This is a genomic window from Pedobacter sp. CFBP9032 (genome assembly GCF_034045265.1).
Taxonomy (GTDB): domain Bacteria; phylum Bacteroidota; class Bacteroidia; order Sphingobacteriales; family Sphingobacteriaceae; genus Pedobacter.
This window is the reverse complement of sequence record NZ_JAXCWE010000011.1, coordinates 77,129-101,859: the sequence shown is the minus strand read 5'-3', so window position 1 is coordinate 101,859 and position 24,731 is coordinate 77,129. Positions and strand designations below refer to the sequence as shown.

General features: G+C 38.1%; 16 protein-coding genes. 10 read left to right on the top strand and 6 right to left on the bottom strand.

The features are described 5' to 3' along the window. A complete protein-coding gene (locus SOM16_RS18445; RefSeq protein WP_320465473.1) occupies positions 1-1,023 on the top strand; it encodes a YihY/virulence factor BrkB family protein in 1,023 nt (340 codons plus the stop codon). Positions 1,024-1,206: 183 nt separating this feature from the next. On the opposite strand, the gene SOM16_RS18440 is transcribed toward SOM16_RS18445, so the two are convergent. Together SOM16_RS18440 and SOM16_RS18435 are read right to left on the bottom strand one after the other, a co-directional pair. After that, positions 1,207-3,348 carry an ATP-binding protein gene (locus SOM16_RS18440; RefSeq protein ID WP_320465472.1) on the bottom strand — a complete coding sequence of 714 codons (2,142 nt, stop codon included), beginning with the start codon at positions 3,346-3,348 and terminating at the stop codon, positions 1,207-1,209. 39 nt (positions 3,349-3,387) lie between these two features. Beyond that, a complete protein-coding gene (locus SOM16_RS18435; RefSeq protein WP_320465471.1) occupies positions 3,388-5,256 on the bottom strand; it encodes a DNA topoisomerase IV subunit B in 1,869 nt (622 codons plus the stop codon). A 393-nt stretch (positions 5,257-5,649) separates the two neighbouring features. Here SOM16_RS18435 and SOM16_RS18430 point away from each other — a divergent pair, with 393 nt between their 5' ends. Together SOM16_RS18430 and SOM16_RS18425 are read left to right on the top strand one after the other, a co-directional pair. Further along, positions 5,650-6,984 (top strand): APC family permease, encoded by a 1,335-nt coding sequence (locus SOM16_RS18430; RefSeq protein ID WP_320465470.1) that lies wholly within the window; start codon positions 5,650-5,652, stop codon positions 6,982-6,984. 256 nt (positions 6,985-7,240) lie between these two features. Next, positions 7,241-8,575, top strand: coding sequence for an MFS transporter (locus SOM16_RS18425; protein WP_320465469.1), 1,335 nt, complete (start codon positions 7,241-7,243; stop codon positions 8,573-8,575). 76 nt (positions 8,576-8,651) lie between these two features. On the opposite strand, the gene SOM16_RS18420 is transcribed toward SOM16_RS18425, so the two are convergent. Both SOM16_RS18420 and SOM16_RS18415 read right to left on the bottom strand, forming a co-directional pair. Further along, positions 8,652-10,367: a RagB/SusD family nutrient uptake outer membrane protein gene (locus tag SOM16_RS18420; protein WP_320465468.1), complete on the bottom strand. Its 1,716-nt coding sequence runs from the start codon at positions 10,365-10,367 to the stop codon at positions 8,652-8,654. 15 nt (positions 10,368-10,382) lie between these two features. After that, entirely contained in the window at positions 10,383-13,613 is a 3,231-nt protein-coding gene (locus SOM16_RS18415) for a SusC/RagA family TonB-linked outer membrane protein (protein WP_320465467.1), read from the bottom strand. Positions 13,614-14,168: 555 nt separating this feature from the next. Between SOM16_RS18415 and SOM16_RS18410 the strand changes: the two genes are divergently transcribed. Next, positions 14,169-15,473 (top strand): DEAD/DEAH box helicase, encoded by a 1,305-nt coding sequence (locus SOM16_RS18410; protein ID WP_320465466.1) that lies wholly within the window; start codon positions 14,169-14,171, stop codon positions 15,471-15,473. Positions 15,474-15,989: 516 nt separating this feature from the next. Here the strand turns inward: SOM16_RS18410 and leuS are convergent. Together leuS and SOM16_RS18400 are read right to left on the bottom strand one after the other, a co-directional pair. Beyond that, entirely contained in the window at positions 15,990-18,815 is a 2,826-nt protein-coding gene (gene leuS, locus SOM16_RS18405) for a leucine--tRNA ligase (RefSeq protein ID WP_320465465.1), read from the bottom strand. Between the two features lie 436 nt (positions 18,816-19,251). Beyond that, on the bottom strand, positions 19,252-19,656 hold the full coding sequence (locus SOM16_RS18400) for a hypothetical protein (RefSeq protein ID WP_320465464.1): 405 nt from the start codon (positions 19,654-19,656) through the stop codon (positions 19,252-19,254). Between the two features lie 204 nt (positions 19,657-19,860). Between SOM16_RS18400 and SOM16_RS18395 the strand changes: the two genes are divergently transcribed. The 6 genes from SOM16_RS18395 to SOM16_RS18370 all read left to right on the top strand — a co-directional run bounded on the left by SOM16_RS18395 (position 19,861) and on the right by SOM16_RS18370 (position 24,697). Further along, entirely contained in the window at positions 19,861-20,739 is an 879-nt protein-coding gene (locus tag SOM16_RS18395) for a cell division protein FtsX (protein WP_320465463.1), read from the top strand. After that, entirely contained in the window at positions 20,739-20,969 is a 231-nt protein-coding gene (locus tag SOM16_RS18390; RefSeq protein ID WP_320465462.1) for a DUF3098 domain-containing protein, read from the top strand. Before SOM16_RS18395 ends, SOM16_RS18390 begins: the two co-directional genes overlap by 1 nt. A gap of 146 nt (positions 20,970-21,115) precedes the next feature. After that, positions 21,116-21,910, top strand: coding sequence for an undecaprenyl-diphosphate phosphatase (locus SOM16_RS18385; protein WP_320465461.1), 795 nt, complete (start codon positions 21,116-21,118; stop codon positions 21,908-21,910). Between the two features lie 26 nt (positions 21,911-21,936). Further along, on the top strand, positions 21,937-22,662 hold the full coding sequence (gene truB / locus SOM16_RS18380; protein WP_320465460.1) for a tRNA pseudouridine(55) synthase TruB: 726 nt from the start codon (positions 21,937-21,939) through the stop codon (positions 22,660-22,662). A 3-nt stretch (positions 22,663-22,665) separates the two neighbouring features. After that, complete coding sequence (locus SOM16_RS18375; RefSeq protein WP_320465459.1) at positions 22,666-23,526, top strand: YitT family protein; 861 nt, start codon at positions 22,666-22,668, stop codon at positions 23,524-23,526. A 163-nt stretch (positions 23,527-23,689) separates the two neighbouring features. Continuing rightward, the gene (locus SOM16_RS18370; protein ID WP_320465458.1) at positions 23,690-24,697 is read left to right on the top strand and encodes a bifunctional riboflavin kinase/FAD synthetase; all 1,008 of its coding nucleotides are present in this window, start codon (positions 23,690-23,692) and stop codon (positions 24,695-24,697) included. Positions 24,698-24,731 lie beyond the last annotated feature (34 nt).

Genomic DNA, 24,731 nt, shown 5'->3' with positions numbered 1-24,731 from the left:
ATGAAGTTAGTTAAGAAGATCAAACATTTTTTTATTGCCCTATATCATTTATTCATAGCTGCCGGAAAAGGCTTTATGGAAGATCGGGTAATGAAACTTAGTGCAGCGTTAGCTTACTATACTATATTTTCGCTCACTCCTTTAATTATTATTGTTTTATCTGCAGCTACCATTTTCTTAGGCAATAAAAGTAATACGGATACGCGTGATAAGTTTTTCGCGCAGGTTACAGATATGGTTGGTCAGGATGCTGCAACGCAAATTCAAGGTTTTGTTGAACATTCAACCAAAAGCGGACAATCTACAATAGGCCTTATAATCGGGATAGGGACACTTATTATTGGTTCTACAGCAATTTTTATTGAAATTCAGGATAGCATCAACATGATCTGGAAGGTTAAAGCCATCCCTAAAAAAGGCTGGCTGAAAATGTTGACTAACCGGTTGCTTTCTTTCTCTCTGATCGTTTCGATGGGTTTTTTGCTACTGGTTTCATTAGTGGTCAATAGCGTAGTGGTTGGTCTGGGAGATAAATTAATTTCATTGCTTTCTAAAAGTCAGATTGACGAGGTAATTCCTGTTGCTGATGATACCATGGCATTGATTATTTACATATTAAATAACGTGATTACACTCGCTGCAGTTACCGCAGTATTTACCGTAATTTTTAAGGTACTCCCAGATGTGGTGATTAAATGGAAATCTGCTATAATTGGTGCATTATTTACAGCCGTACTTTTTAGTTTGGGTAAATATTTAATTGGCATTTACATTGAAAAGGGCAATCCTGGTTCTGCATTTGGTGCAGCAAGTTCAATCATTGTGATTTTACTTTGGATCTACTATACTTCTATAATCCTGTATTTTGGAGCTGAATTTACACAGGCTTACTCTGAGAAGTTTGATGGGGGTATAGCGCCAAGCAAATATGCTGTGTTTACGAAAATCACCATTGTAGAGAAACAGGTAGATGTTCTTCCGCCTCAGCATCCTGAAGATACACTTAATCCTCCGGATAAATAATCTGGTGATTCATATAATCAACATGCAAAGTTTGGAAGAAACCCATAGCTGGATGCCATCATTTTGGGTAATTGGAACTTTACATCGTCGATCGAGTTGAGAAGTAATAGTGTGAGCAGACATAAAAAATTCACAAGCACCATCACGCACATTATGTTAATTTAGGAGATCTATTTTATTTAGCTAACTGATAAACTTCAGGATTTTCTCCAATAGTTCGTGTTCAAGAAATGGTTTCAAAACCAATTCATTCATTCCAGAGGCAAGGTATTTTTGTCTATCCTCTTGTAAAACATTTGCAGTTATGCCAAGTATAGGTGTATTTCTTTTATAAACTTCTGCATGTTTTCTTATTTTATGCGTAAGTTCAATCCCACCCATTTCTGGCATTTGTATATCAGTTAAAATAAGATTATAATCATTTACAGAAAATAAGGCATAGGCTTCTTCTCCATTGTACACCGCATCAAAGATGATTTTGTATTTTTTTAGGATTGTGCTGGCCAGTAAAATATTTAAGATACTATCGTCTGCCAGCAAAATTCTTTTTCCAGCCAGGCTTGCAACTTCATCATAGCATTTTGGCAAAGGATAATTGGTTGCAATTGGTTTAGCAGCTAGTGGATACAATAGTTCAAAAGAAAAAGTAGAACCTTCATTTTCAGCACTTTCTACACTTATTGTTCCACCTTGAAATTCTACAATTTTCTTGCAGATGGCTAAGCCGAGCCCAGTACCTTGCTGCCTTTCTTTTGTAGATGCATAATACACCTGCGCAAATTCATCGAAAATAATTTGCTGATCTGCGGCTCTTATACCTAAACCAGTATCCTTGATACTTACTTTAAGTTTGGCTTGCCCTTCCTGAGTGATGGTTAAATCTCCATTCAGCTTCACAGTTCCATTTAAGGTGAATTTAATTGCATTGCTTAACAAATTCATCACCACTTGTTTTAAGCGCAGAGGATCACCAAGTAAGTAAACATCTTTACTGATATTCAACTCCATATTAAAGCCAATTTCCTTCTTTATGGCTTGGACACTCATACTATCAAAAACATCTTTTATGGCCGTATAAGGTGAGAAAGCAACCTGTTCTAACACAACTTTACCGGTTTCGTATTTCGAAAAATCAAGAATATCATTTACCACCTCCAGTAGCATTATAGAGGAAGTTTTGATGGCGTAAACCTGTTCCTTTTGCTCGGTTTCCAGGTTAACCTGAGTTAACTGTTCGGAAAATCCAACAATGGAATTTAAGGGGGTTCTGATTTCATGACTCATGTTAGCCAGGAAACGGCTTTTCGATACCGCATAAGATGCTGCTTTATCACTATGTGCTATTAATGTTTTCTCATTTTCATAAAAATGATAAATCATATAAAAAACAAAAGCCAAGAGGCCCGTGGCCAGCGCAAGCAATACTTTGGTAAACTTATCTAAATTTTCTACCTCGTTAAAGGCATTTATATCTGCAATTTTTTGTGCGGATGTGTTATAATCTCTTTCAATAGATTTATACTTTTTCAGCTCATTAACAATTTTAAAAATCAACTGGTAATTAATCGTAAGCAATTGCTTTTCCTTAATTTTAAGTCTGTTATTGGTAAGATAGAGTTTAAGGTAATAATCGTTAATGGTATTAAGCTGTAGCTTATTGTAAGTTAAATTCAGCGATGAGGTATCAACAGAAATGGTTGTTCTAACGATTGTTGATTTTGCGCTATCTGTCTCATTGGAACTTTTACCGTTAATAGCAGCGATTACACGGCTAAAAAATCGTTTTTTTTGATGGCTGGCTTTCTTTGGCTTAATCGTATCAATTTTTATGATGTTTTTAAATTGCCTTGTGGTGAAAAGCTTAGCCTGAGATTTATTTTTTTTTGCTATCTCACCAACTTGAACAGAAAAATTAATCAGACTATCTGAAAGCCTTTTTAAACGTATAAACTGCTGTGTCCGGAGTTTCTTTTGTCCAATTAACCGATCAAAATCTTTAGCAGAAGAATCATTCTCTTTATAGTTTTTAAGTTCGATGGTTTTCATTATTAAGGAGATTTGTTTAATCTCCTTAATAAATAAATTGTAGTAATTCCGATCCCCACTAACGATATACATTCTGCAGCTATTATCTGCATTGTAAAGTTTAAAGATACAGCTATCTAATTTTGCATAATCGTATTGCACCTGAACAATTTTCTTCACCGACTTTAGCAGTGGTATATTAGAGAAATTCACAAATAAAACTGCCGTTATACCGAAAATCGCTAAAATTGAAGATACGACTATTAAATACTTTCTTGCTGAACTTTTTGTGGGTTTCAAATACGTTGATTTAATTTGTGATTATATCAACGCCGAATTTTATGCTACTTCATCAATAATTTTAGGTTCTTCTTCTACCTCATCTTTTTCTACGCGTAAATTTCTAATAATGTGCTGCTGCCTGTCGGGAGTATTTTTTCCCATATAATATTCCAGCAAGCTTTTAATGGTCTGATCTTTCAAAATAACAGGATCAAGCCTGATATCTTTACCAATAAACAAACCAAATTCATCAGGAGAAATCTCACCTAGCCCTTTAAAACGAGTGATTTCTGGTTTATTACCTAATTTTGCGATGGCATTTCGACGCTCTTCATCACTATAACAATAAATAGTTTCTTTCTTATTTCGAACCCTGAATAATGGGGTTTGTAAAATATAAACATGCCCTGCTTTTACTAAATCAGGAAAAAATTGAAGAAAGAAAGTCATCATCAGTAAACGAATGTGCATTCCGTCTACATCTGCATCAGTTGCAATAACAATATTATTATAATGCAGACCTTCTAAACCATCTTCAATATTAAGTGCATGCTGCAATAAATTAAATTCTTCATTCTCGTAAACCACTTTTTTGGTTAACTCATAACAATTCAGCGGTTTACCTTTTAAACTAAAAACTGCCTGGCAATCTACATCCCGGGATTTTGTAATGGAACCCGATGCGGAATCTCCTTCGGTAATAAACAACGTGGTTTCATAACGCTTTTCATGCGTAGTGTTGAAATGCACTTTGCAATCGCGAAGTTTCTTGTTGTGTAAGGAAGCTTTCTTCGCCCGGTCGTTTGCCAACTTTTTAATGCCAGCAATATCTTTACGCTCACGCTCCGATTGGTTAATCCGCTTTAAAAGCGCATCTGCCACATCCGGATTTTTGTGCAGGTAATCATCCAGTTCCTTTTTGACGAAATCATTGATAAATGTAGCTACAGATGGCCCTTCTGGTCCCATGTTTTGGGAACCCAGTTTAGTTTTCGTCTGCGATTCAAAAACAGGTTCCTGCACGCGTACAGAAATTGCTGCAATGATAGAGGAACGCACATCCGCAGCATCAAATTCTTTTTTAAAAAACTCCCTTACGGTTTTTACCACTGCCGCACGAAAAGCAGCCTGATGGGTTCCGCCCTGTGTAGTGTGCTGTCCGTTAACAAATGAATGATAATCTTCGCCATATTGCTGACCATGCGTCATGGCAATTTCGATGTCGTTACCAATCATATGGATAATCGGATAACGAATTTCTTCTGGCTTATTAAATTTAGAAAGCAGATCGTACAATCCTCTTTCCGAAAAATATTTCTGGTTGTTAAAATTTACAGTTAAGCCGGTATTCAGGAACACATAGTTCCACACCATACTTTCTACAAAATCAGGAATGTAGTGGTAGTTTCTGAAAATCGTTTCATCTGGATAAAAGGTAATGGCTGTACCATTTCGCTGAGTAGTATCGATAATGGGTTGCTCATTAACAATTTCCCCTTTCGAAAATTCGACTTTTTTACTTTTGCCATCACGATAGGATTGTACAGTGAAACTAGTAGATAGTGCGTTTACCGCTTTCGTACCTACCCCATTTAATCCTACAGATTTCTGAAACGCATTACTATCGTATTTACCACCGGTGTTAATCTTACTCACACAATCTATCACTTTACCTAATGGAATACCGCGACCATAATCCCGAACATTTATTTTTTGCTCTGAAACCGTAATTTCGATGGTTTTACCAGTCCCCATCACAAACTCATCAATAGAGTTATCTACAATTTCCTTTAACAAAACATAAATTCCATCGTCTTGTGCAGAGCCATCACCTAACTTACCGATATACATACCGGGCCGTAATCTGATGTGTTCTTTCCAATCTAATGAGCGAATACTGTCGTCGTTATAAACTACTTCTGCCATAAATTTTTAATTGTTATCAAGTTGATAGAACTTCGTGATTACACAAAGGAGCTAAACCGAGGGATGTTCGGAGCAAGCTTTAACGTTCAACATGACAATAGTTTTGGGATGATTTGATATCGAATAAAGGAGAAAAATACAATGATCTTTCTACAAAAATCGAATAGCAAAATTATTATACAATAATACTTCTATTCTTCGAAGCTAGCAAATGAAAATTTCAACATTAAAATGATTGGATGTGGATATTGGTTTGGGATATGTTTTTCGCTGGTCATTCCTGTTTATTCTCCATTTTCCTATTCCCTATTCTCCATTTCCCGTTCTCCATTTCCACTTTTACCCCTTATTCATTTTTTCCCTATCTTCAGCCCATAATTTATTATCCATTTAATGCAACAAAAAAAGCAACTTTCGCTCTTTGATTTATCCATGATTGTGGTCAGTTTGGTTATCGGCATGGGTATATTTCGTACGCCTGTAAACGTGGCAGCAAAAGCCCAGATTCCCGAACTATTTTATCTGGCCTGGTTTATAGGCGGCTTTGTGGCGTTTTGTGGTGCGTTAACTTATGCAGAAATTGGCTCAAGATATCCGGTAACAGGTGGTTATTATAAAATTTTTTCTGCGGCTTATCATCCTTCTATTGCTTTTGCCATCAACTGCATTGTAATTATTTCAAGTGCAGCGTCGGTGGCAGCAATTTCGATTATTGGTGCCGAATACTTAGGTAAAATTATATTCCCTGCAGATATGCAAACCGATTTCTACAGGGTTGCGATTGCGATCACGACCATTCTAACTTTCTATTTCATCAATTTGCTGGGTTTAAAAGCGAGTGCTAAAACCCAAAATGTGTTAACGATTGTCAAAATTGCCTTAATCTTACTGCTGATTTGTGCCGTCTTTTTTGGCTCACAAACTCAGGGCATAGCACCCGTATTCAAAACTCAAACCGGTGCCATACCTATTTGGTCTGATTATGGAAAAGCCTTAGGTTTATGTTTAATTGCCGTTTCGTTCTCTTATGCAGGGTATGCACAAACCATTAATTTTGGAGGAGAAGTAAAAGAAGCCAAGAAAGTTATTCCCCGTTCAATCATTATTGGCCTATCAATAATCGTATCCCTTTATCTAATTATTAATTATGTTTATGTAAAAGTAATTGGCTTTGAAGAATTGAAAACGGCTGAAAGTATTGCGGCAATTCTGGCCTCGAAAATATTTGGTCCGGCGGGTTTTAAAATGCTTTCAGTGATTATTTTTGTCTCCGTAATGGGTTACGTTAATGTGAATTTATTAAGCAACCCAAGGGCGATGTTTGCCATGGGCGAAGAAGGGGCACTGCCGAAAATATTCAGTAAAATGAATAAAAAAACAGAAGTAATTACTTTAAGTTTAACCGTTTTTACGCTCATTGCTGTAGTCATTATTTTCTATGCCAAAACCTTTGATAAGATTCTAAATTACACCATTTTCCTGGAAAGCATCAGCATGGCGAGTTCCGCAGCCACTATTTTCATTTTAAGAAAAAGAACGGCACATCTTGATCAGAAAACAATTTATACAGTTCCGCTTTACCCCATTTTGCCAATTATATTTATTGCGGCTTATACTTTCGTAGCATTTAGCATTTATGCAGACGACCCAAATGCCGCCTTGAATGGTTTGTATATTTTTATAGGCTTTCTAGTTATCTATTTTGCTTCCAGGTATTTTAAAAAATAAGTGATTAATCAGTTTTCTAAACGCCAATTAATCAGCGCTAAATCGCGTTCGCTGCTGTTTTTCGAGCATCAAAAATAATGGAGTCTTAAATCCACACCCCATTAGCGAAATAACGATCAGTTGTAAGACTTAAACTTTCTGGGTAACCAATTTCAGGAAAAAAAACCTTACAAATTGAAGAGAATAAAATGTAAAGCAAAGCTGTTTTTACCAATAAAAAATAAGACCTTGCTTTACAAATTACTTGACCAGATTAATGAACAAAACACTCTCCCTAAAACAAGAAATTGCTTATGCTGCAGGAATGATTGGTTGGAGCACAATGACTAACATCATCATTGTAATGCTTCCATTTTTCTACCTGCCACCAAGTAATTCCGGCCTACCTGCCTTAGTTCCACAGCTTGTTTTTTTGGGTGCATTTAATATTTTATCCATCATTGCTGCTTCCGGTAGATTAGTCGATGCCATATTCGACCCTTTTATTGCCGGTAAAAGCGATGCCAGTGAAAACCCAAACGGCCGACGGATGCCTTTTATGAAATGGGCAATTTTACCCGCCATGATATTTTGTGGATTGGTTTTCTATCCTATTGAAAAGGGAGAAAGTTTACATAATGCCTGGTGGCTCACGATTACACTTTGCTTATTTTTTGTTTCGGTAACTACGTACATTATTCCGTATAATGCCTTACTAGCCGAAGTAACCAATACGCCTCGTCAAAAAGTTAAATTATCCAGTTATCAGCAGGTGGGTTTTGTAATTGGTATTATCTTTTCTGCCTGTACCAACAACTTCGCAGATTTAGTTCAAAATCATTTTGATGTTGCAAACCGAAGCGAGGCCGTACAAATTGCCATCTGGGGTTTGTGTATTTTATCTGGCCTGGTTATGCTGATGCCAATATTCTTCATTAATGAAAAGGAATTCTCTGTGGCAAAGCCCACTCATGTTCCCCTTTGGCCTGCCATAAAAAACACCTTCAAAAATAGCAATTTCAAGTATTATTTAATTTCTGATTTTGCTTTTTATACGGCTTTGAGTATCATCTCCAGTGGCCTATTATTCTTCTGTACTGTTTTGCTTGGCTTACCAGAATCAGAAGGCGGAAAATTTATGGCTGCAATGGTTTTTGCTTCACTTTTATTTTATCCGGTGGTTACATTAGGATCAGCGAAAATTGGCAAAAAACCGTTTGTTTTGCTGGGATTCGGTGTACTTTGCATCATTTTTGTAACTATCTTCTTTCTTGGGAAGCTCCCGCTCAGACCTTACACTCAAATTTATCTTCTGGTACTTTCAGCATCTTTTCCACTTGCTGCCTTAGGCATTTTACCTACAGCAATCTTAGCAGATATCGCCCAAAAAGATACGATCGCAACAGGTGAGAATCATGAGGGTATGTTCTTCGCCGTAAAATACCTATTTGTGAAACTGGGTCAAACCTTAGGTATTGCCGTTTTTGCTATGCTTACCATCTATGGAAAAGATCCTGGAAACGACTTTGGACTACGGTTAAACGGAGTGGTTGGTTTTGCCTTATGTTTGATCGCCCTGGTGGTTTTTAGCAGGTTTAAAGAAGAAAAGTAAGCGGGTAAATTCAAGCTAAAAATAAAACGCATGGAACAAATTGCTCCATGCGTTTTGTTATAAATAGTTTCGATAGTTAGTATCCCGGACTCTGTTTTAATGTCCCGTTACTTCTATCAATCTGATCTTGTGGAAGTGGGAAATATTCATCTCTTGATTCAATTGTTACGCCATTTAAATAATTGAAATACCTTCCTTCAAAAGCAAAATAGCTTTCGAGCGTTTGTTTTGCAATTCCCCAACGCACCAGGTCAAAAAAGCGGTGTCCTTCCATGGCCAGTTCAAGTCTGCGCTCAAAACGAACGACATTCCTGGCGTAAGTTGCATTTGGAAAAGAAGGATAAGGATTAACTTTATAAGCCGCGGCTGGCGCACCATTAATAGTGGCCGGGGTTATTTTTGCTGCACGAAGTCGTACCGCATTCACCAAGGTTAATGCCGTAGAAAGGTCATTCGTTTCAACGGCACATTCTGCCGCCATTAAATAAACATCACTCAAACGAATCAGGTTTACATTTAAACCAGTTACGTTCGTCATGCCCGGACCGGTACCTGATGCAATCTGCGAAGCTTCAATTGAATTTTTTACAGCAACAAAAGGACCTCCGTTACTGGAATCACGAATCCAGCTATCACCGGCCATAATTCCCCAATCGCGATAGGGTACACCACGACGGCCAATTGTAGACTCTATTCTTGGATCAAATGCGATGGTACGATCTACCTGATAACTTGCTTTTGCAGTTGCTGATAAATTTAAATCTGAGGTATAAGGATTGGTTCTGTAACTACCATCCAATAGCGGTAATCCTGAAGCATCTACTTTAAAGGCATTTGCCAGATCAATAGTAGGCTGGAAAAATCCGCAGCAATTGATCGGTGTTACTCCTCCATAAGGAAAGTTAAGCATATCACCAACGTTACCGTTATCGCCACCGGTGCCATCTGTACCAACTGAATGCTCTACCGCTACAATAGCTTCCGGACCACCCTCTTTAGTAATATCAAAATTATCAGTATAAGGCATATTTACCAAACTGCCCTTTGCTACAATTACGGCATTAAGTTGAGCATAAGCTTCAGCATAACGTTTTTGGTACAATAAAACCTTTCCAAGATAAGCCTGAGCAGCATATTTATCCATACGCCCCTTTTGATTTTTTGGCTTAGTGGTGTTCAGATTTGCCACTGCAGCCTGAAGATCTTCAATGATATTCGGGTAAATATCTTTATCATTTGGAACGATCACTCCGTTTGAAGCTTCGGTAACATAAGGTACAAATTTAAAAACCCTAACCAGAAAGAAATAATAATGTGCCCGGAGCAATCTGGCTTCACCTTGAATTTCTTTCGCCCTGCTATCCGAAAACTTGGTAGCTCCGCTTCCGGCTTGTAGGGTTGCAAGTACTTTTAATGTATTGTTACAACGCTGAACGCCTTCAAAGCACCTGTCATATAAGTTAGAAAGATTATCATTTGTACTGGTAGGAGAATGTTGTTCTATGGCATTCATTGGCGGTTGATCACCATTACTACTCCCCTTATGTGCATTATCAGAAGCAACCTCACCAAATAGCCACTGGCTTGGAGCTGCACCATAATTACCCCATGTGCCATTATTATTGCCATTGAGAAGACCATATGCACCAAGCAGTAAACCTTCTACCCCATCCTGGGTGGTTAATTGCTCTGCTGTAAGTTCAGCCTGTGGGTTTAGCGAAAGAAATTCCTTTTTGCAGGATACGCTACTTAAAATCAATATGGAAAAGAAAATATATTTTATATGTTTCATCGTAAAATCTTTTAATTAAAATCCAACATTTATACCTAATAAAAACTGTCGCGGTGATGGATATACCCCTTGATCAACACCTGGAGCGGTGAAACCATCCGTAATCTGACTAACCTCTGGATCTACACCCGTGTATTTAGTGATGGTAAATAAGTTACTGGCTGCCACATATACCCTGAATTTGCTGATCCCTGCTTTTGCACCAAAAACCTTATTTGTAGGGATCGAATACCCAACCTGAAGATTTTTAAGCCTTAAGAAACTACCATTTTGAATGTAATAACTCGAAGAAGCAAATTCTACATCAGATGCACCAGCATAAGCAGATGGAATAGTGCTGGTCGGGTTGCTCGGACTCCAGGCATTTAACAAACGGGTACTTTTAGCGCCATCAAAGGATGGAAAATCGGTAAAGTAACGAGTGGCCTCAAAGATATCGTTGCCCTGTACACCATATAAAAATGCTGTAATATCAAAATTATGATAAGAAGCATTCAGATTTACGCCGTAAGTGAAATCAGGATTTGGATTTCCAATAATTGTACGATCTTTTGGGTCAATCACACCATCTCCGTTAATATCCTGGTAACGTAAGCCGCCTACACGAGCCCCCGTGTATGATGGGTTATTCTGAATGTCTGCTGCACTTTGATAAATTCCGTTGGTTTTATATCCATAGAAAGATCCAAATGATGCACCTTGCTGTAAAACACTGGTTTGCAAACTTCTGTAATTACCATATACCTGGTTAAAAATTCCGGGAGCAAGCTGGTCAATTTTATTTACGTTTCTTGAAAAGTTAACGCCAAAATCAAACTTAAAAGGATTATCAGCTTTTCTGCCATAGTGGTAGGCCACGTTAAATTCAACCCCTTTATTGCTCATATCGCCAATATTAACAAACGGTGAACTTCCTAACCCAACTACACTTGATGGCAAAGGCAGGTTGTAAAGCATATCGGTAGTTTTTTTATTGTACCAATCTACCGATCCATCAAAAGCACCTTCAAATAAGGTAAAATCCAAACCTACGTTCAGGGCCTTTAAGGATTCCCATTTAACATCCGAATTCAGATAAGCATTTTGCCATACCCCGGTAGTAAGCGTATTCCCTCCACCAACGGCATAGGCTGCATTAGTAATCGAACTTTGGTACCTGTTGATATACTGATATGGCGGAATCCGTTGATTACCGGTTTGACCATAACCTACACGAAGTTTTAAATCAGATACCCATTTAATATTTTTCAAAAATTCTTCTTCTGATAATCTCCATGCAACACTTCCTGCAGGATAAACACCATATTTATTTGCCGGACCGAAGTTAGATGATCCATCTCTCCGAACGGTTACGCTGGCCAGATAGCGGTCATTAAATGAATAATCAACCTTTCCAAATATGGAGAAAAGAGAACCGATAGAACCCGTACTGGAGTTACTGATATTGGATGATCCGGTATTGAGGTAATAGTAATCCTGATCACCTAATAAAAAGAAATCGTTTCTTGATCCATTTAACTGCCTTGATCTTGAACGTATGGCTTCAGTACCTACCAACACATTTAACTTATGCTTTTCATTAAAGGTTGCGCTATAATTTAAGGTATTAGACCAGGTCCATTCCGTATTATATCCCTGATATTCGCTTAAATTATTGGAGTTATTACCTTCTGAAAATTCAAGATTTGGATAACGCATAGACAGGCCGTTATAGTTCTCATAACGTACACCGAAATTGGTTCTTAACACCAAACCTTTAACAATATCGCCTTCCGCGAACATGTTGCCAAAGAAGAAATTGCTTTTGTTTACGTTATCTTTTGCTCTGTAAAGGAAAGCAACAGGATTTTCTGCATTTCCAAGCTGACTTCCCCGGCTACCTGCAAAATTTCCATTAATGTCATAAACAGGAATAATGGTGGGAATCCGATAGGCCCAACCCAGTGCACTTCCCTGATCCTGATAGCCGCCGGGTGTATTTGGATTTACACCAAAACCATATCCTTCAGAATAACTGTATTGTGCATTTTCACCAAAACGAATACGTTTATTGAATGCACTCACAGTAGTATTGGTACGAATATTATAGCGTTTAAAGCCTGTATAATCTATGGTTCCTTTCTGGTTAAGATAACCAGCAGATAAGGCATAGGTTGCATTTTCTGAACCGCCTGTTGCACCCAGTTGATAATTTTGTACCGGTGCTGAACGGGTAATCTCATCAAACCAGTTCGTTCCTGCTTTATTGGCCCTTGTAATCTGATAAAAAAGCGATGGATCACGGCTGTAATTATATCTCGATGGATCAGCATCAGCTGAAGTAACATCCTGGCCTAAAGCAGATCCTGCTACTAAATATTCGGGTAATACAGGAGTTGTGCCAGATCCATAATTTCTCCCTGCCGCAATTGCTTTTCCAGCATTGGTATAGCTATCAAATACATATTGTGCATACTGTTGCGGGTTCATCATTTCCGGAAAACTATTTTTCCTTGGTACCTGTGTTCCATAATAAGAATCAACGGTAATTTTTGGCGCACCGGATGTTCCCTTTCTGGTGGTGATAATTACGACCCCATTGTTTGCTCTGGAGCCATAAATGGATGCCGATGATGCATCTTTAAGCACCTGCATACTTTCGATGTCATTCTGGTTTAGCCAGGATAGCTTGCCTTCGAAGGGCACACCATCAATCACATATAATGGCTCATTATTATTAATAGTACTCGTTCCCCTGATCCGAATTTGAGGGGTAGAACCTGGCGCACCATCATTAATAATCTGTACACCGGTGGCTTTCCCTTGCAAGGCCTCTACAGCACTTGCAGCTGGCTGCGCTTTTAAAACGCCCATATCTACTACTGCTACCGCACCTGTTAAATCTTTTTTACGTTGTGAGGAATAACCCGTTACAACCACTTCTGTTAGATTGTTATTTTCTGCTTGGAGTGTTACGGTAATATTGGTTTGGTTACCAACGGTTACTTCTTTGTTAGAAAAGCCGATAAACGAAATGACCAGCACATCTGTAGGCTTCGCACTGATGGAAAACGCACCATTGGCATCTGTAGTTGTACCTCCGGCTGCATTTTTGAGTTTAATGGTTGCTCCAATGATTGGAAGCTGATCATCACTGGCAATAATTTTACCAGTAACTTTTGTTTGGGCCGTTGCGCCGATGGCATACAACAAACCCAAGCACAGAAGAAGAAAGCCCCTCCTGAAAATGGATAGATTTTGTGTCATAGTTTATATATTGGTTAGTATTAGTTTTTTGGTTTGAATGAACCAACGCAAAAGAATTGGCTTAAATTCAATCAGGCGCCTATCAGTAATTCCTGTGAAAAATAAAAGTGTGATGTCGGTTTAATCGAAAATAAGAAAATACGACTGAAAGAAAGCGTAGTAAACCGCTTGAAAAGTAAGGTACATGTAGTCCCATAAATAATGATTTAGTTGGTTAGAATTCGTAATTTTAATCAGACATCATAAAGCAAAACTGCACAACGCTGATTACAAACTAATTACAATTTAACAAAAATTATATAGGCAACCAAAAACAATATTTTTTTTTAGGTTAAGTTTAGCTAATTATTTATCGTTTTTGAGTCTTAATCATAGCCTGAAGCATCTAAATCTTCGTAAGATAATTTTCTCACCCGCTTCCCGATAATTTCTGTATCTTTGCCGCTGAAGCAGGAATATGGGCTTGCCATTCTAAATGGCATATTCTCTCCGCAAGTTAGTCCTTCAATAAATGATTGTTCTAGCTTCTTCGATAAATATTACATAGAAACATACATGTTATTCAAAGAATTAAACCTCATAGCGCCAATTTTACAGGCACTTGAGAAACAAGGTTATACACAACCTACACCAATACAGGAGCAATCCATCCCCACTATATTAAAAGGTAAAGATTTACTAGGCTGCGCGCAAACCGGGACGGGTAAAACAGCTGCTTTTGCTATTCCGATGTTGCAGTTATTGCACGAAAAACATATCAATACCAAAGCAAATAAAAACATTAAAGCTTTAGTATTAACACCAACCCGCGAACTAGCGATACAGATTGAAGAAAGTTTTAAAGCTTACGGAAGCAATTTAAATTTGCGTCACCTGGTCATATTTGGAGGTGTTAATCAACACTCGCAGGTAGAAGCGCTTAAAAAAGGTATCGATATTTTAGTGGCAACCCCAGGTCGTTTACTGGATTTAATGAACCAGGGTTTCATTAGCTTAAGCACCATCGAACTTTTTGTTTTAGATGAAGCCGACCGTATGCTGGATATGGGCTTTATTCACGATGTGAAGAAAGTAGTTGCAAAATTACCTGCAAAACGTCAGACTTTATTTTTCTCTGCAACTATGCCAGATGAAATTCAAAAGTTAGCGAATACGATCTTATCTGATCCAACCAAGGTGGAAGTTACGCCAATTTCTTCTACTGCAGAAACCATCGTTCAATCGGTTTACTTTGTAGATAAGCCCGATAAAAAGAAGTTGTTAATCCATCTCCTTGAAGATAAGAATATTCAAACTGCTTTGGTTTTTACCAGAACAAAACATGGTGCAGATAGAATTGTTAAAGATTTAGGCTTCGCAGGTGTAAAATCTGCAGCTATCCATGGGAATAAATCTCAAAATGCCCGTCAGCGTGCATTAACTGATTTTAAGGATAGAAAAATACGTGTTTTAGTGGCAACCGATATTGCTGCTCGTGGTATTGATATCGACCAGTTATCACATGTTATCAACTACGAATTGCCGAATATTCCGGAATCTTACGTCCATAGAATTGGCCGTACTGGTCGCGCAGGGGCAAACGGAATTGCGATTTCTTTTTGCGATGCGGAAGAAAACGAATACTTATTAGATATTCAGAAACTGATTAAAATCACTTTGCCAGTGGTTGATGACCACCCTTACCCATTAAGTTGGGAAAGTATGTTGGCTAAAAACCAGGTGAAGCGTAAACCACAAGCCCAATCTAAAGGTGGTGGCGGCGGTGGCGCCAGAAAAAGTGGCGATGGCAACATGAGCGGGAAACCACGGAATGCAAGCAGTCAGCGCAAATTTGGTGGAAACAGAAATAAGGCGAGATAAGGCTAAAAGCGGAAAGACTAAAGCAGAAAGACTAAAGCGAAAAGCATAGAGGCCAAAAAAAACCCAGGTTGTTAAAAACAGCCTGGGTTTTTTGCTATTTGATATTAGCCATTGGCTGAAGCCAATGGCGATGAATAGGCAGATTGGTTAAGCATGGCAGACAAAAGGATATATTTAAAAAGATTTTTTAGCCATTGGCTGAAGCCAAAAAGAGCATAGACTAGCTAATAGGCTGGACTTAATAAGTATTCTGATTGAAGTGAACGCTTCGTCTTTCGTACTCAAAAAAAGATCTTTCAAAAACTGTGAGCCAGAAATATATTAGATAAGCGAAACGAAACTCAAGGCTATTACCTGTAACTTAGAAATAAAGAACAGGAATCATCGGCTTAAAAAAACTCTGCAAATGAAAAATAAAAAAGAGGCCGTGATCTGCGCGCGCGCAAATCACGGCCCTTTTATAGACAATGGTAAAAAGCTTTCAGCTTCAGTCTTATCGTTTTAAGCTTAACAAGCTTAAACCACTACATTGATAATCTTTCCTTTTACAAAAATGACTTTCTTCGGTGCCTTGCCATCTAAAAACTTTTGAAATTGCTCATTAGCAAATAAAATGGTTTCCACTTCTGGTTGGGCTAAAGTTAAACTCAAGTTTAAGTTCATCTTCATTTTACCATTTACAGAAACAGGATAAGCAAATTCATCTTCCACCAGGTGTTCTGGATTAAAAACCGGGAAAGCTGTATACGATAGCGTTCCTGCATCATTACCCAATTGTACCCAAAGCTCTTCGCAAATGTGTGGCGCATATGGCGATAAAATCACTACCATATCTTGCAGAATACTTCGTTTGTTAGATTTAAGATCTGTTAATTCGTTTACTGCAATCATAAAGCTCGATACGGAAGTATTGAACGAGAAACGTTCAATGTCATCCTGAACTTTTTTAATAATCTTATGTAAAGTTTTCAGCTCCGCTTTTGTAGGTTCAGCATCTGAAACTGCGAATTCCCATGCTTCGTTATGGAATAATCTCCAGAATTTACGTAAGAACTTGAAAACACCTTCAATTCCATTGGTATTCCAGGGCTTGCTTTGCTCCAACGGACCTAAGAACATTTCATACATCCGCAAAGTATCTGCACCATAACGCTCAATCAAATCATCCGGATTAACCACGTTAAATTTTGATTTAGACATTTTCTCAACCTCTATACCACAGATGTATTTTCCGCCCTCAAGAATGAATTCTGCGTTTGCATACTCTTCTCTCCAGGCTTTAAATTTATTAAGATCTAAGGTATCATTCTCCACAATGTTAACATCAACATGAAGCGCAGAGGTTTTGTATTCCTTCCTTAATCCTGCAGAAACAAAAGTATGAGTTGGCTTTCCATTCTCATCATTAATGCGATAAACAAAATTACTTCTACCCTGGATCATCCCCTGGTTAATCAGTTTTTTGAAAGGTTCCTCCTCTTTAGTATAACCTAAATCTTTCAAAAACTTGTTCCAGAAACGGCTGTACAATAAATGACCAGTGGCATGTTCAGAACCGCCAATGTATAAATCTACAGCTTTCCAATATTCAACCGCTTCTTTTGAGGCAAAGTCAGCATCGTTATTAGCATCCATGTAACGGTACCAGTACCAGCTACTTCCAGCCCAACCTGGCATGGTGCTCAACTCATAGTTTTCGCCATCTTTTGGCACCCAACCTTCAGCCCTCGCCAAAGGCGGTTCGCCTGTTTCAGTTGGTAGGTATTTATCTATTTCTGGCAATACTAAAGGCAATTCTTCTTCCTTGATTAAATAAGGTAAACCATCTTTAAAATAAACCGGAATGGGTTCTCCCCAGTAACGCTGACGACCAAAAATCGCGTCGCGCTGGCGGAAATTAACTTTCGCCTTGCCTACACCTTTCTCCTCTAACCAGTTATTCAAAAGCGGTACCGCTTCCTTATAAGTTAAGCCGTTAATGAAACCTGAGTTGATATAAGTTCCTTCTTTGGTAGGGTCGGCTTGCACATCAATATCTTTCTGCCCATCCAGAATCTGAATAATCGGCAGATTGAAATGCGTTGCAAATAACCAATCGCGCTGATCGCCACTTGGCACACCCATCACCGCACCTGTTCCGTAACCAGCAAGTACGTAATCGGCAATCCATAACTGAACGCGTTCGCCATTCACCGGATTAATTACATAAGTACCAGTAAAGGCACCCGAAACGGTCTTGGTATCCGCCATGCGGTCTAATTCTGATTTCTTTTTCGTTTGAGCAATGTAATGCTCAATATCCTGTTTTTGCTCAGGCGTAGTCAATTCTGCAACCCATTCATGCTCGGGTGCCAGAACCAGGTAAGACACACCAAAAATGGTATCTACACGGGTAGTGAAAACCTCAATATAGTCTGAAGTCCTAAGTCCGGAGGCAGGAGTCTCATTCGTAGACCGTAAATCTTCAATTTTAAATTTAACTGATGCGCCCACACTCTTACCGATCCAGTTGCGTTGCATTTCTTTAATGGGTTCAGGCCAATCGATGGTATCTAACCCCTGCAACAATCTATCCGCATAAGCAGTAATTCTCATGCTCCACTGCATCATCTTTTTCTGTTCTACCGGGAAGCCACCGCGTTCAGAGAAGCCGTCTTTAACTTCATCATTGGCTAAAACAGTCCCCAAAGCAGCACACCAGTTTACAGTGCTTTCTCTAAGATAAGTTAAACGGTATTTCAGTAGTTCAATCTGTTTTTCCTCGTCGGTAAACGTTGCCCAGTCACTTGGTAAGAAGGATCTTACATCGTCATCACATGCAGCTTTAACATCAGCAGAGCCAGCCGAGTTAAACTTTTCAATTAAAGTGGTAATATCTTCTGCACGATCATTCTCCAGGTTATACCAGGAGTTGAACAGTTGCATAAAAATCCACTGCGTCCATTTATAATAAGATGGTTCACTGGTGCGCACCTCTCTGCTCCAATCAAAAGAAAAGCCAATTTGGTCTAACTGGCGACGGTAGGTTGCGATATTTGCTTCTGTAGTAATGGCCGGATGCTGACCAGTTTGTATGGCATATTGTTCTGCTGGCAAACCGAACGAGTCGTAACCCATTGGATGCAAAACGTTAAAACCTTTAAGGCGTTTATATCTCGAAAAAATATCTGATGCAATGTAACCCAGTGGATGACCAACATGTAAACCTGCGCCAGATGGGTAAGGAAACATATCTAACACATAATATTTCGGTTTTGTAGAATTGCTTTCGGCTTTAAATGTTTGATGATCTGCCCAAAATTTCTGCCACTTTTGTTCTATTTCTTTGAATTGGTAATCCATTGCAGGTTTTAAATTTTTAAAGGAGCGAAAATACGGAAATAAAGGGGCTTAGTAAAAACAAAACAAGTTAAAACGTTAAGTTATTTATTATTATTTTCGTTAATCAAAATGAGTGGTTATAACACATATCTCAATCGAAAATAAAAAATACGCCTCATCCGCGAAGAAAGTTACAAAGCGCTGCAAAAGTCTGCAGCTTTAAAACATCATCCTGAAAAGACTTTTTCCATTGCCAAAGCAAAAGCGCTTAGCAAAAGGTTAATCAGGAAATGATCAGCAGAAAAACAACAAGTAAAGAATCTATTGTCGAAAGCATTAACCTACCAATGGGTGTCTCACTACCAACAGATAAATAAGTAAATTTTAGCCCAGCATAAGAAAGCGCCATTGGCTATCAAAAACCAATGGCGCAAGCAAACACTAGGGATTAGACCTTTTATCTCGTTAAGTAATAAGTTTTTACGATATTGGTTTTATCAATTTTAGCCGTAAACTGAAACTGTGTACCGGTAATCGTTGCTACGGTGCAATATGAAGCCCCTTCGGGAAAAATCATTGAGAATTCATCCCCTAACGAGGTGGTATAATTACCAATGGTACGTTGGTTCGTCAAACTTAATTCAACCTGATCATCATTATTAGATTTGAAATCCATATAGTCATCTTTCGTATAATTGAAGGTTCCATTTAGATTTTGGTTGGTATATCCCGATACTTCTATCTTATTTACGATCCATTTTCCCATTATCCGGGCTTTTAAGGAAGTAGTATCTTTCTTACAAGATAATAATGCCGAGGTTGCTATAAAAAGCAATCCAATCAGGGTAATTTGTTTTTTCATTCAGAGTAGATTTAGGTTTTATTACAATTATTAACGTCGTTTTTCTGAATTTCGTGCGGATTATGAAAAAAGTCTACCTTTAAAATTAATAATGTTATACCTAAACTAAATCGTTTACCAACGCGTTAAAGTTCATTTAGAATAGCTTTATATTGGTGTTTATCAGGTATAATTTCTATTTTCGCAAAAACTAAATTGAAATACATGGAAGAATTCGAAGTAAGTGATGCATCTAAGAAAACCAAAACCGTATATATCTCTACGATTATCAGTATTGCGCTGGTTTTATTAATGCTGGGCCTGCTTGGGTTGGTACTTGTACATGCCAAAAACCTGTCTAATTACGTAAAAGAAAATATTGTACTCAACATCATTGTTGATGAGGGCGCAAAGGAGACAGACGTTCTAGCTTTTCAAAAGGAATTGAATGCCAATCGTGCGGTAAAGCAAACCCAATATGTAAATAAAGAGCTGGCAGCAAGAAACCTTACGCAAGATTTAGGTGAAGACTTTGTTAATTTCTTAGGTTACAATCCGCTTACCTCTACTTTCGATGTTTATTTGAAAGCTGAATATGCCAATAATAAAAGCATAGAAGGTTTAAAACAAAGCATCGCTAAAAATCCAGTTGTGAAAGAAGTGGTTTACCAAAGTTCTTTAATAGACATGGTGAACAAAAATATCAATACCATTGGCTTAATCATTTTAGCATTTGCAGCACTGCTATTAATCATTGCAATAGCACTGATTAACAATACTATAAGATTAGCCATCTATTCACAGAGATTTTTAATTAAAAGTATGCAGCTGGTTGGTGCAACGAAAAACTTTATCCGACGTCCTTTTTTATTATACGCAGCTTTACATGGATTAATTGCAGCTTTCATCGCCATCATTATCTTGTTAGCTACTTTAATTTATGCACGTAAAGAAGTTCCAGAAATTATTATCCTAAACAATTACAAAGAATTTGGCTTTGTATTCGTTGGCTTAATTATTATCGGAATATTTATTACCGGCATCAGCACCTGGTTTGCAGTAAGCAGGTATTTACGTTTAAAATCTTATAATCTATATAGATAATGGCATTAGAAAAAAAGACAAGTCCGATCACAAAGGACGCCAAAAGCGAATTGGTTTTTACCAAGAAAAACTATCAGTTATTGTTGATTAGCATTGGAATTGTGGCTTTAGGCTTCATTTTAATGATGGGTACAACAGGCGATATTTATGATTTCAGAAGAACCTTACTGGCGCCGCTTGTTGTTCTTTTTGGGTTCGCTTTCGGCATTTACGCTATTCTCAAAAAGTAACCAACTTAAATGTACCGGAGAAACTGAATTAGGTTACATGATTTTAGTCAGACTATCTGTATTGGATTTTTAAAAATCCTTTTAAGATTGGCTTTGAGTAAACATTTACAACTAACCTACCCTTTTCTCCACTCATAAAAAAATATATGAATTCTTTTGAAGCCATCGTCCTTGCTATTATTGAAGGGCTGACTGAGTTTTTGCCTGTATCAAGTACCGGGCACATGATTATTGCCTCTTCCTTTATGGGCATCGCGAGCGATCCATTTGTAAAATTGTTTACTATTGCCATTCAATTAGGGGCTATCCTGTCTGTACTGGTATTGTATTTCAAAAGATTTTTTAAATCCATCAACTTCTATATCAAATTGCTGGTTGCCTTTATCCCGGCAGCAGTTTTTGGTTTACTATTGAGCAAGAAAATAGATGAACTATTGGAAAGTCCGATGGCAGTTGGAATTTCATTACTTGTTGGCGGCGTAATTCTGCTTTTTGTAGACAAGTGGTTCAATAAGCCAACCATTCATGAGGAAGAAGAAATCAACTACTTAACTGCGCTAAAAATTGGTTTTTTTCAATGTATCGCCATGATTCCCGGGGTTTCCCGCTCTGGAGCAACCATTATTGGTGGTATGACACAGAAACTAAGCAGAAAGTTAGCTGCAGAATTTTCCTTTTTCTTAGCCGTTCCTACCATGTTTGCCGCTACAGGCAAAAAGTTATTCGATTTTTATAAGGAAGGTAACACCATTACACACGAGCAGGTTAACCTGTTGGTTATTGGAAACGTAGTGGCCTTTATTGTAGCGCTCTTAGCCATCAAAAGCTTTATTGGTTTCTTAAATAAACATGGCTTTAAAATGTTCGGTTATTATAGAATCGTCGCAGGCCTTGTAATTATCATATTGTTGCTGAGCGGCCACTCGATGCAAATTATTTAATCTGTATCTTTGCGCAAAAAAGATTTGTGAGTACAGAAAATTCAAAGTTCAAAGATTTCAATTTTGCCGAGGGCGAACTGCTTTTAATTAACAAACCATACAAATGGACATCTTTTGATGTGGTAGGCAAGATCCGCAACTCTTTAAAACCATTAAAACTAAAGGTAGGTCATGCAGGCACGTTAGATCCCTTGGCAACCGGCCTGTTAATCATCTGCACCGGAAAGTTAACCAAACAGATAGATACCTTCCAGGCAGAAGAAAAAGAATATACAGGTACCATGGTTCTTGGTGCCACTACACCATCATTTGATCTGGAAACAGAAGTTGATCAAACTTTCGATATTTCGGCCATTACCGAAGAGCAAATTTACGCGGCCACAACACCTTTTACCGGAGATATTGAGCAGTACCCACCAGCCCATTCGGCGGTGAAGATTAACGGCGAACGTTTATATGTTAAAGCACGTTTAGGGGAAGAAGTAGAACTGCGCAAGCGCTTTGTAACGGTTCCGGCTTTTGAAATTACCAGAATTGAACTTCCGGAAATCGATTTCCGCATTGTATGTAGTAAAGGTACTTACATTCGTTCACTGGTTTCTGATTTTGGCAAAGCATTAAACAGTGGTGCATATTTATCAAAACTTACCCGCACCAGAAGTGGAAACTTTTTACTCTCAAATTCGTTTGAGGTTTTGGAGCTTGTTAATTATATTCGTAGCAAGAAAGAAGAAATTAAAATTCAAGAGTAAAAGATGAACCGAATTAAAAACAAGAATGCCCGGTTTGCAAAAGAAATTATTTTGATTGCTGCAGGGGTTACTTCAGCTTGTTTTGGTTTAAAAAGTTTTTTAATGCCCAGTCATTTTATCGATGGTGGCGTTACAGGTATTTCACTACTATTAAGCACTTTAACCGGCTGGAACCTCTCCTACCTCATTGCCATTATCAATATTCCTTTTGTGATGCTGGGTTTCAGACAGATTGGAAAAGGCTTTGCAATTAAAACCGCCATTGCCATTGCAGCCTTATCTGTGGCCTTAATCGTATTGCCCTTTCAGCCCATTACCCACGATAAATTGCTCATCGCTTTCTTCGGTGGATTATTCCTGGGTGGAGGAATTGGCCTGGCCATGCGTGGCGGATGCGTAATTGATGGTACCGAGGTACTCGCACTTTACATCAGTAAAAACAGCATTTTAACCGTCGGTAATATTATCCTTATTTTAAACATTATCATCTTTGCTTTTGCCGCCTACTTTTTAAATATAGAGACTGCGCTATACGCTATACTAACTTATTTATCAGCCTCTTATACTATCGATTTTATTGTAAACGGAATAGAGCAATACACAGGCGTTACCATTATTTCAGAACATCAGGAAGAAATAAAAAGTTATATCATTACTGAAATGAAACGCGGTGTAACCATTTACAAAGGCGAAGGTGGCTATGGAGAAAGGAAAGACATCGACATTGTTTTTACCGTGGTAACCAAACTGGAAATGAGCAAACTGCAAACAGCCATCAGAAATATAGATCCCGATGCTTTTGTAATACAACAACAAATTGCAGATTTAAAAGGTGGCGTGGTGAAGCGTCATGCTTTGCATTAATAAACATAATTATAGAAATTTGGGCGTGTCCCCAAGCGATGCAAGGGGTCGGGCTGTACGCTATATCTTTTTCGTTTTTTATCCCCTTCGTTATTGAGGAAAAACAAAAAAGGATGCCGCTTCCATCCCTCACGCAAAACCCATAGTTAAAAAGATTATTCCATTGAAAATATATCATAACCTATCAGAATTTACTAAGCTCAACAATGCAGTAGTTACCATCGGTACTTTTGATGGCGTTCATTTCGGACACCAAAAAATTATTAAACAATTGGTTGCAAAGGCAAAGGCCACTCAGGGTGAAAGTGTTATTTTAACGTTCTTCCCACATCCAAGGCTCATCATCGATCCGGAAAACCAGGACTTAAAAATGATCAACACCATTAATGAAAAGGCAGAAATTTTAAAGAGCCTGGGCGTTGATCATTTAATCATCACACCTTTTACCCGCGATTTTTCCAACCAACTGCCAGAAGACTACATTAAAAATACCCTGGTAAATAATATCGGAACCAAACACATCATCATTGGCTATGATCACCGTTTCGGAAAAGACCGCTGCGGCAATTTAGCAGATTTGAAAGTTGCAGGCACTCATTTTGGCTTTACAGTAGAAGAAATTATGGAACAGGATATCCACGATGTAGCCGTGAGTTCAACCAAAATCCGCCAGGCACTTTTAGCCGGAGATGTAGGCCTGGCCGCAGATTATCTTGGTTATGCCTTTTCCATTTTCGGACGCGTAATAAAAGGTGATAAAATTGGCAGAACAATTGGCTTTCCTACTGCAAACATTTTTGTAGAAGAAACCTATAAGCTTATTCCGGGAGATGGCATTTATGCCGTAACCGTTGAGATGGAGGTGAGGAGTTTGGAGTCTGAAGTCGGAAGTCTGAAGTCTGGAGTTGAGGCACTAGAACCTTCAACCTTAAACCTTCAACCTTTCAAAGGTATGGCATACATTGGTCAAAGGCCAACCATTAACGGCATGACGAGAAACATCGAAGTCAATATTTTCGACTTTAATCAGGAGATTTATGGGCAGGATATCAAAATGAATTTCTTAAAATTCCTCCGTCATGATGTGAAATTCACGGGCTTAGATGCATTGAAAATACAACTTCAACAAGATAAAGAAGATACATTAGCTTACTTTTCATCGCTCGAATAGCTAAACTTAATCTAAATTTAACTTTCAAAAAACC